Genomic DNA, 8,836 nt, shown 5'->3' on the forward strand with positions numbered 1-8,836 from the left:
CGGCCTCGACGGCGTCGAGCTCGGCCTCCAGCTCCTCGACCCGCTCCGCGCTCTCTTCGGCCTCCTCGCGCTTCTCGGCGGCGACCTCTCGCGTCTCCTCGGCCCGCTCGCGGAGGTCGCTCGCCTCCTCGCGTTTCTCGGCGGCGGCGTCCCGCTTCTGCTCGGCTGTCTCGCGCTTCTCGGCGACGCGCTCCTCGAGGGTCTCGATCCGGTCGTCGATCTCGTCGAGCCGCTCCGCCGCCTCGACCAGCGCGTCGAGGGTCTCGATCCGGTCGTCGAGTTCTGCTTCGCGATCGCGGGCGTCCGCAAGCGCCGATTCGAGCGCTGCGACCCGCTCGCGGTCCTCATCGATCCGCGTCGCGTGCGGGGAACCGTCGACCGGCTGGCCGCACTCGGGGCACTTGCCCGCCGCGAGCAGCTCCTCGGCTTCCGAGACGCGCTCGCGGGCGTTGTCCAGCTCCGTCGACAACTCCGCGATCCGCTCGCGCGTCTCCGCGCGCTCCTCGCGGACCGCCTCCAGCCGGTCGGCCGCCTCGTCGCGGCCGACGTCGGTGTCGGCGAACCGCTCGCGGAGGTCGCTCGCCTCCTCGCGGAGCTCCGCGATCGCGTCGGCCCGCTCGTCGGCGGTCGTCGCCGCCTCGTCGGCCTCCTCGGCGAGCGACTCCGCCTCCCGTTCCGCCTCCGCGGCGCGCTCGTCGAGGTCGTCGGCCTTCGCCGCGAGGTTCGTCGCCTGGTTGCGGAACCCCTCGGCGCTCACCCGTCGGTCGTCGAGGGCCTCACGGATCTCGGCCTCCCGGTCGTCGAGCGCCTCGCGTCGGTCCGCGATCGCTTCTTCCGTCGCCGCGTCGAGCCCGGCGTCGTCGAGCCGGTCGTCGATGGCGGACTCGATTTCCTCGATCCGCTCGCGGGCCTCGCGGATCTTCTCGCGGTGCTCGTCGCGCTCGCGCTCCGCCTCGCTGATCGCGGACTCGATCTCGTCGATTTCCCCCTCGAGGGACTCGAGCTCCGCCCGCTTCTCCTCGTAGGCGGCGAGCGTCTCCTCGGCCTCGTCGCGGGTCGACCTCGCTTGTTCCCGCTGACCCCCGTAGCGCTCGATCTCCGTTTCGACCTCGTTCCGTTCGGCTTTGAGGGCGTTGAGGCGGTCGTGGAGGTCCTTCTCCTCTTTCCGTTCGATCTGTGCCTCCTTGTCCTCCAAGACCGCGCGCCTGGCGTTCAACACGTCCTCGACGCCGAGCCGGGCGTCGCCCGCCCGCTCGCGGTACTCCTCCAGCTTCCCGAGCTGGAGCAGGTCGTCGATCGTGTCCTGTCGCTCGCGCGGCGTGGCGTTGATCAGCTCGTTCACCTCCCCCTGCCGCACGTACGCGCAGTTGACGAACGCCTCGGCGTCCATCCGTAGCAGCTCGGTGACGAACTCCCGGACGGCGCGTGCCCCGTCGCGGGTCACGTCGCTCCCGTCCGTCGCTTCGAGGGTGCACTGGTGGTCGACCCGGTCGTCGTACGCCCGGAGGCACCGCTCGACGTGGTACGAGCCGCCGTCGTGGCTGAACCACAGCTCCACCTCCGTCTCCTCCTCGCCGTTCGTGATCACGTCGTCGAGGGTTCCGTCGAGCGCTTTCGATCCGTACAGCGCGAAGAAACACGCCTCCAGCAGCGAGGATTTCCCGCTGCCGTTGAGTCCGTGGATGACGGTGACGCCCGTCGTCAACCGGAGGTCGGCGTCGCCGTACGGCTTGAAGTTCGAGAGCCGAACACGCTCGAAGTTCACAGGTAGTCCTCCATGGAGACCTGGCCGTCGCCCGGCCGAGTTTGCGGTGCGGTGTCGCCGTCCGCGTCGTCTTCTTCGTCGCGCCCGTCTCCGTTGGTCGCCGCCTCACTGTGAGTTTTCTCGGTCGTCGTCTCGCCGGCGGTTTCTTCGTTAACGGGCACCTCGCCAGCGGTTTCCTCGTCAGCGAGCGCTTCGTCGGCGGTCTCTTCGTCAGCGGGCGCCTCGTCGGTCGTCGTCTCGCTCGAACGCGTCGAGGTCGTCGTTCCGTCGCCTCGCTCGAACGCGTCGAGGTCGTCGAGCCGTTCTTCGATCCGGCGTTTGACCGTCTCCCTGACGTTGCTGTCGGGAACGGAATCGTCGCGGACGGCGTCGTCGACGTCGAGCGCGGCCGACGAGAGCGCCATCTCGTCGAGCCGCTCCCGGACGGCGTCCTCGGGGTCGGCGAAGCTCACCTCGACGTCGGCTTCCGTCTCCACCTCGCGGCGGTCGGTGACGCGGGCGACGAGCGCCCCCTCCTCGGTCGCGAACTCCTCGATCGCGGCCGGCGTGACCGGGTCGCCGTCGCCGGTGACGTCGACGAGGACGACCGCGTCCGCGAGGTCGTGCTGACGGACCCGTTCGCGGACCGCCGCCTCGCCCTCGCCGTCGTGGAGTTCGACGTCGACGAAGACGAACCGGCGCGTGTCGAGCGCGCGCCGGCGGATCTCGACGCGGTCGCCACCCGCGGCGTCGGCGTCGAAGGTCACCAGGTTGTATCCCCGTCCCTCGCGCTCGCTCGCGCTCGCGCGCTCGGTCGAGCCCGGGTACGTTACCCACGTGTCTGCGACCTCGGCGGTGTCGGGCGTGTGGTTGTCGCCGAGCAGCAATGCGTCGAAGTCGACGTCGCTCTCGGCGAGCACCGTTTCGGTGTCCCAGTCGGCGTGGGCGAACGGCTCGAACAGGCCGTGCGCGACGAGCGCGGCGTACTCGGCGTCGTGGTCCGCGAACGCGTAGTCGAGGTCGTCGCGTCGGGAGACGGGGACGTGATCGAGCCCGTAGAAGGCGGTGTCGCCGACGACGGTCGGTTCGTCGCCGAGCCGCGTGGCGAGCCCCAGCCGCTCGAACAGGTCGAGCCACTGGCCGCCCCGGGTCGACTCGTGGTTCCCGACGACCGCGAGGAAGGGAATTCCCGCGTCGTCGAGCCGACGGAGGACGGAGATAGTCCCCATCAGGTCCGCGAGTTCCGGCCGGCGGTCGTGGAAGAGGTCGCCCGCGTGGACGACGGCGTCGACGCCCTCGTCGACCGCGTCGTCGACCACGGCGTCGAAGGCGTCGAGGAAGTCCCGACGTCGGACCGCCGAGTGGTACTGCGCGTACCCGACGTGGGTGTCGCCGGTGTGGATCACCCGTGTCATCTACCCGTCCCTTGATTGGTGTCGGATTTAGGGGTTCCGGGGACGGGACTGGCAGCGTCGACCGCAGCACCGGTCTGCGTCTCGCCGGGTCCGTCGTGCGTCTCCCCTGGACCGTCGGCGCTCGCCGCCTCGCGGAGCCGTCGGTAGTCGTCGAGCGCCTCCCGTCCTCGATCTGCGGCCGTCGCGTCTCCGTTCCGATCGGCGGCCGCTATCGCCTCCTCGAGCCGGTCGAGCCCGACCGCGTCGACGAACCCGGCGGCGCGTCGCACGTCGGCTCGCGCGGCGTCGGCCTCGTCGATGACGCCCGCCGACGGTCGTCTCGCGGTGTCGGTACGCGTTGCCAGCGCGGCCAGCGCGCGCTTGACGGCGGTAGTCGAGACCACGCGTTCGGCTGGGGCGGTATCGGCTATAAGGCGTCGCGTGGACGGGGCCGCCGGCGGGGGGTGCGTGGGGATCGCCGGGTCCCGGCACAGCGTGGCTCGCTCTCACACGGACAGCGTGTACAGCCGCTTGCGCGCGTCGGTGAAGGAAAACCGCGAGTCGACGACCCCCTCGTCTTCCAGCCGGGAGAGCGCGTACCTGACGGTCCGCGGCGGCAACAGGGTCTCCTCTGCGAGCTGGCTCTGCGTCAGCGTGTCGTTGTAGTCGAGCACCTTCGCGACGAGCTTCGCGCTCGGCGGGAGGTCACGGACGGCGCTCCAGCGGTCCGTGGCGTCCTCCGCGCTTGCGATGTCCGCGTCGTCTCCGAGGTCTTCGTCGGCGCTGGCCTCCTCGTCGGTCGTGACGCTCTCTTCCGGAGCGACGGCGTCGGTCGTGCTCATGTGTCCACACGTGGTTCATGCTGGAAGATAATATTTACTATCCTGTCTAATTACTATAGAGCATTTCACCGGCGATCTCCCGGTCGTGAATGTTCCCACCCGAAACCTCTTACCCGCGAGACGACTTATATCGGACAATGAGTGACACCGTCGACGACGTCGACATGCCGTACGACGAGGGGTCGGCGTCGAGACAGGAGAAGATCGAGTCGCTTCAAGAGCGGCTCGACGTGCTCGAGTCCCAGAACGAGGAGATGCGGGACAAGCTCCTCGACGCCAACGCCGAGAACAACAAGTATCAGCAGAAGCTCGAACGACTCACCCACGAGAACAAGAAGCTGAAGCAGTCGCCGCTGTTCGTGGCGACCGTCCAGGAGATCACGCCCGACGGGGCCGTCATCAAACAGCACGGCAACAACCAGGAGGCGCTCACGGAGATCACGGCGGAGATGCGCGACCGGCTCAGCCCGGACGACCGCGTCGCGGTCAACAACTCCCTGTCGATCGTCAAGAAGCTGGAGAAGGAGACCGACGTCCGCGCCCGCGTGATGCAGGTCGACCACTCGCCGGACGTCACCTACGCCGACATCGGGGGGCTCGACGACCAGATGCAGGAGGTCCGCGAGACCGTCGAGATGCCCCTGGAGCACCCCGACATGTTCGACGAGGTCGGTATCCAGCCTCCGAGCGGCGTCCTGCTGTACGGCCCGCCGGGAACGGGCAAGACGATGCTCGCGAAGGCCGTCGCCAACGAGACGGACGCGACGTTCATCAAGATGGCCGGCTCCGAGCTCGTCCACAAGTTCATCGGCGAGGGCGCGAAGCTGGTGCGTGACCTCTTCGAGGTCGCCCGGGACAACCAGCCCGCGGTCCTGTTCATCGACGAGATCGACGCGATCGCCTCGAAGCGAACCGATTCGAAGACGTCGGGCGACGCCGAGGTCCAGCGGACGATGATGCAGCTGCTCTCGGAGATGGACGGGTTCGACGAGCGCGGCGAGGTGCGGATCATCGCCGCGACCAACCGCTTCGACATGCTCGACGAGGCGATCTTACGCCCCGGTCGCTTCGACCGGCTCATCGAGGTGCCGAAGCCGGGCACCGAGGGGCGCGAGATCATCTTCCAGATCCACACCCGGAAGATGAACCTCGCCGACGACGTCGACTTCGTCGAACTGGCCGAGATGACGCCCGACGCCTCCGGCGCCGACGTCAAGGCCATCTGCACCGAGGCCGGGATGTTCGCCATCCGGGACGACCGCACGGAGGTCACCTTCGACGACTTCCTCGAAGCCCACCGGAAGCTCCAGCAGGACAACGACGGCGGCGCAGACGACTCGCTGGCGTTCGCCTGACGGGACAACGGATTTTCTGTTGCCGTTCGGCGCGGGTCGGGTGCGGAGGTCGCGAATGTTCGGGTTCTCGTCGATTCTCCCTCTATCTCGGGTCCCCGGATCCCGCGTCTCGCCGCTACAGCGTCCGCAGTAGTACGAACGGCAGCAGGAAACAGAGGAGGAACACCACGCCGGCGGCGACCGCGTAGCCGATCCCGACGCTCGCGAGCGTCCACCACCGGTCGTCGGTAGCGTTCGGTGCGTCCGTCGCGTCCATACCCAGGGAATTCGCGCCGCGCGGCTTAATTCCGCCGCCGGACCGCGATCACACGTCGCCGGCCATCGCCCGAAAGAGGTCGTCGGCGAGGGCGTCCCTGTCGACCGTCTCCGGCTCCTCCTCGCCGGTCGGGTCGACCGTCGGGGTGATGGTCCCGCCGCCCATCCGCGAGTGTCCCCCGCCGTCGCCGTTGTCGACGTCGGACAGCACCGACTCGATCGCGTTCCCCATGTGGACGCGATCGTCGCGTGACCGCCCGGAGAGGTGGATCGTGTCGTCGCGCTCGCCGATGATGACGACGGCGCTCACCCCTTCGAGCTGGATCAGTTCGTCCGCGGCCTGGGGGATCGCGTCCACGTTGTTCACGCCACCGACGTCGGCCACCGCGAACGATCCCTCGACGCGTCGTCCGGCGATCGCGCGCGCCTTCACCTCCAGCACCTCCGCGTCGACCGCCGGGTTGGCGATGCGGTCGAGCCGATCTTGGTCGACGCCGGGGTACAGGTACGCCGCGGCCGTGAAGTCCTCCTCGCTCGCGCCGACGGTGAGGTGTTTGGTGTCGGAGAGGATCCCGTACAACAGTCCGGTCGCGGTGTCGGTCGGCAGCGTGAACGCGCTCCCCGTTTCGCTGGCGTGTCGGTCCGGCGGGACGGGCACGGCGTCGTTCTCGTGGAAGTACTCGGCGACGAGCGAGGCCGTGGCCCCGTAGTCCGTCCGGACGTCGGTGAACGACTCCCCGGCGCCGTCGCCCGGGTGGTGGTCGACGACTGCCACCGGCAGGACCCCGTCCGCCCCGGCGAACCCCCGCGGCTCGTTGTGATCGACCAACACGACTGACTCGGACGCGAGGTCGCTCACGTGATCGATCGGATCGAGATCCAGGTCCAGAACCGTCCGAAACGCTCGGTTCTCCTGGTGGCGTATCTGTCCCGGGTACTGGACCGTCGCGTCGACGTCTACCTGTTCTGCGAGCGCGGCCACACCGACGGCCGCCGACATCGCGTCCGGGTCCGGGTTCGGGTGCATCAACACTGTCACCTCCTCCTGGTCGGCCAGCAGCCGGCGGAACCTGACGCCGGGCGTGCGACGCGCACGGAACAGGAGGTACGCGCCGGCGACGACGACGAGCGCGACGAGGACTACCGCCGCGGTCAGCTCCGGGTTCTCGCGTGCGAGCGACTCCGCCGCGGAGAGCCGTTCGTCCAGCGCCCGCTGCTCCCACATGCGTTCTGCCCGAGTCGCTCCCTGTACATGAACCTTCGCCGCAGTTCCACGCGGACGGGAGCGGCCGATAGAGCGCCACTACTACCGTCTCAACGTCCGAAACGCCCGTATTGCGTCCCGGTATCCCTCTCGGAACGTCGGGTAGACGAACTCGTAGCCGAGCGCCCGGAGCCGCTCGTTCGAACAGCGTTTGCTCGTCCGGATCCGTCGCTCGGCAGCGGCCGAGAGATCCCCGGCCGCGATCCGCTCAGCCTTCGATCGCTTCTCGGGTCGAGGGACCCCACACGCGTCTGCGAGCCAGTCGGCGAACGCGTGCTTTTCGACCGGCTCGTCGTCGACGACGAGGACGGGTTCGCCGCGTCCTCGGTCGGTCTCTAAGAGGTGACGGATCGCGCCGGCCGCGTCGTCGCGGTGGACCATGTTGAGGAATCCCGCCGTGACGGACCCGTTGAGATACCGTTCGAGACGGTACCGGTTCGGGCCGTACAGCCCGGCAAATCGCGCGACCGTCCCGTCCACACCGAGGGCGCTCGCGGTCTCCAGGGCGACCCGCTCCGCCTCGGCGAGGACGCGCGTCTTGTCCGTGGTGGGGTCGATCGGCGTCCCCTCGTCGACCCACGCGCCGTCGTGGTCGCCGTACACGCCGGTCGAGGAGGTGTAGACGAGCCGGTCCGGAACCGGTGTCCGCGACCCGTACGCCTCGATGACGTTCCGGAGCCCGTCGACGTACACCTCGCGGGCGGCCGCGGCGCCGCGACCGCCGGAACTCGCCGCGAACACGACCGCGTCGGCGTCCGGCAGCGCGTCCAGTGAGTCCGGGTCGGTCGTGTCCGCGCGCACGGCGTCGACGCGCCCGTCGCCGGTCGTCTCGTTCCGCACGGCCTCGATCGCGTCGAGCCCGGCGTCGGACCGCCGAACGCCCGTCACGTCGTGCCCGCGGTCGGCGAGCCGTCTCGCGAGTTCGAGGCCGACGTAGCCGCAGCCAACGACGACGACTCTCATCGCTTGCGTCGCTCGATGACCGCGGCGATCTCCGCGAGCTCTGCGAGCGTCATCGCGGCGCGTCCCTCCAGCGCCTGCTGGACCTCCTGGCCGGTGAGGTCCGCCTCGATCGCCGACGCGATGCTGTCGACGTCGAGCACCGCGGTGGTCATGCCGATCAGCAGATGATCGCGGAGCTCGGCCACGATCGCGTCGGCGTCACGGTCGTCCCTCAGCGCCAGCACCGCGGCTCCGTCGGCCACCGTGAGTCCGTCCGCGTCCCCGTCGAACGCGGCGTCGACGCTCGACGCGTTCAGGTCCGTCTCCTCGCGGATCGTCTCGCGCCCGGTCTCGGCGGCCGCCTCTCGGACCGTCTCCTCGAACGCCGCGCGGAGCGTCGCCGCCGTCACGTCTGTCGCCTCCGCATCTGCCGATTCCGCGTCCGCCGACTTCGCGGCTGTCGCCTGCTCGTCGACGACCTCGTGAAACATACCCGTGCTCGGGCGTCGCGTCTCAAAACGCCTCCGGTCGGATCTCGTCGACACCGAGTTCGCCGCGCGTCCGCTCGCCGGTCCCCTCGCCCGTCCGACTACGCCGCGGGACAGTCGTCTTCCGCCGGCGAGTCGGCGGCCGCGGCTCCCGGACACGGCCACCCACCCGACGTCTCGTCGCGCGTCCCGTCGACGTCGCCGACGCCCGGCGGGCCGGCCGGCACCGCGACCACGACCACCGTCGACGTCTCGAACCGCACCGGCTCCGTCCGTCCGAGCGCGACCGTCTCGTCGCCGACGCCGACCGTCGCGGTCCCCGGCTCCCGGACGTACTCGAACGGGCGATCCGGCGTTCCGGTGTCGGCGCGAAGCGCGAACCGCGGGTACTCCCCGCGGATCTGCACCCGCCAGGCGTTCACCGTCGCCACCCACGTACCCCGGAACGGCGCGACGGGCAGTCCGGCGCCGACGCTCCGTACCGGCTTCGTCGCTGGGCGGTCGAGGCGGTCCAAGCGGTCCCAGTCGTCCACGCGGCCGAGCGCCTCGCGG

The 8,836-nt window shown here is 69.8% G+C and carries 9 protein-coding genes and 1 pseudogene; 1 reads left to right on the top strand and 9 read right to left on the bottom strand.

Annotated elements, in window-relative coordinates; translation table 11 throughout:
• From GJ633_RS11095 to GJ633_RS11110, 4 genes are all read right to left on the bottom strand, one after another.
• Positions 1 to 1,765 (bottom strand): AAA family ATPase (locus GJ633_RS11095; protein ID WP_321169033.1); only part of this gene is annotated, 1,765 nt, incomplete at its 3' end.
• Entirely contained in the window at positions 1,762 to 3,159 is a 1,398-nt protein-coding gene (mre11, locus tag GJ633_RS11100) for a DNA double-strand break repair protein Mre11 (RefSeq protein ID WP_156588881.1), read from the bottom strand. The genes GJ633_RS11095 and mre11, both read right to left, overlap by 4 nt.
• The gene (locus tag GJ633_RS11105; protein WP_321169034.1) at positions 3,156 to 3,542 is read right to left on the bottom strand and encodes a hypothetical protein; all 387 of its coding nucleotides are present in this window, start codon (positions 3,540 to 3,542) and stop codon (positions 3,156 to 3,158) included. The genes mre11 and GJ633_RS11105 overlap by 4 nt, the downstream gene beginning before the upstream one ends.
• Before the next feature lie 102 nt (positions 3,543 to 3,644).
• Entirely contained in the window at positions 3,645 to 3,980 is a 336-nt protein-coding gene (locus GJ633_RS11110; RefSeq protein WP_231741338.1) for a helix-turn-helix domain-containing protein, read from the bottom strand.
• 137 nt (positions 3,981 to 4,117) lie between these two features.
• Between GJ633_RS11110 and GJ633_RS11115 the strand changes: the two genes are divergently transcribed.
• Positions 4,118 to 5,335: a proteasome-activating nucleotidase gene (locus tag GJ633_RS11115; RefSeq protein WP_156588882.1), complete on the top strand. Its 1,218-nt coding sequence runs from the start codon at positions 4,118 to 4,120 to the stop codon at positions 5,333 to 5,335.
• Positions 5,336 to 5,450: 115 nt separating this feature from the next.
• Here the strand turns inward: GJ633_RS11115 and GJ633_RS17225 are convergent, their stop codons facing one another.
• The 5 genes and pseudogenes from GJ633_RS17225 to GJ633_RS11135 form a co-directional block, all read right to left on the bottom strand.
• On the bottom strand, positions 5,451 to 5,591 hold the full coding sequence (locus tag GJ633_RS17225; protein ID WP_197431320.1) for a hypothetical protein: 141 nt from the start codon (positions 5,589 to 5,591) through the stop codon (positions 5,451 to 5,453).
• Between the two features lie 48 nt (positions 5,592 to 5,639).
• Positions 5,640 to 6,815 carry a bifunctional oligoribonuclease/PAP phosphatase NrnA gene (locus GJ633_RS11120; RefSeq protein ID WP_156588883.1) on the bottom strand — a complete coding sequence of 392 codons (1,176 nt, stop codon included), beginning with the start codon at positions 6,813 to 6,815 and terminating at the stop codon, positions 5,640 to 5,642.
• Between the two features lie 81 nt (positions 6,816 to 6,896).
• Positions 6,897 to 7,817, bottom strand: coding sequence for an NAD-dependent epimerase/dehydratase family protein (locus GJ633_RS11125; protein ID WP_156588884.1), 921 nt, complete (start codon positions 7,815 to 7,817; stop codon positions 6,897 to 6,899).
• Positions 7,814 to 8,287: a DUF5791 family protein gene (locus tag GJ633_RS11130; RefSeq protein WP_156588885.1), complete on the bottom strand. Its 474-nt coding sequence runs from the start codon at positions 8,285 to 8,287 to the stop codon at positions 7,814 to 7,816. The genes GJ633_RS11125 and GJ633_RS11130 overlap by 4 nt, the downstream gene beginning before the upstream one ends.
• 98 nt (positions 8,288 to 8,385) lie before the next feature.
• Positions 8,386 to 8,836: pseudogene (locus tag GJ633_RS11135) on the bottom strand (hypothetical protein); the annotation flags it as partial.

The sequence above is a fragment of the Halorubrum sp. CBA1125 genome (genome assembly GCF_009742825.1).
Classification (GTDB): Archaea; Halobacteriota; Halobacteria; order Halobacteriales; family Haloferacaceae; genus Halorubrum.

Coding starts and splice junctions, on each gene's coding strand:
- mre11 (WP_156588881.1), bottom strand. CDS start 3,159: ATGACACGGGTGATCCACACCGGCGACACCCACGTCGGGTACGCGCAG.
- GJ633_RS11110 (WP_231741338.1), bottom strand. CDS start 3,980: ATGAGCACGACCGACGCCGTCGCTCCGGAAGAGAGCGTCACGACCGAC.
- GJ633_RS11115 (WP_156588882.1), top strand. CDS start 4,118: ATGAGTGACACCGTCGACGACGTCGACATGCCGTACGACGAGGGGTCG.
- GJ633_RS17225 (WP_197431320.1), bottom strand. CDS start 5,591: ATGGACGCGACGGACGCACCGAACGCTACCGACGACCGGTGGTGGACG.
- GJ633_RS11120 (WP_156588883.1), bottom strand. CDS start 6,815: ATGTGGGAGCAGCGGGCGCTGGACGAACGGCTCTCCGCGGCGGAGTCG.
- GJ633_RS11125 (WP_156588884.1), bottom strand. CDS start 7,817: ATGAGAGTCGTCGTCGTTGGCTGCGGCTACGTCGGCCTCGAACTCGCG.
- GJ633_RS11130 (WP_156588885.1), bottom strand. CDS start 8,287: ATGTTTCACGAGGTCGTCGACGAGCAGGCGACAGCCGCGAAGTCGGCG.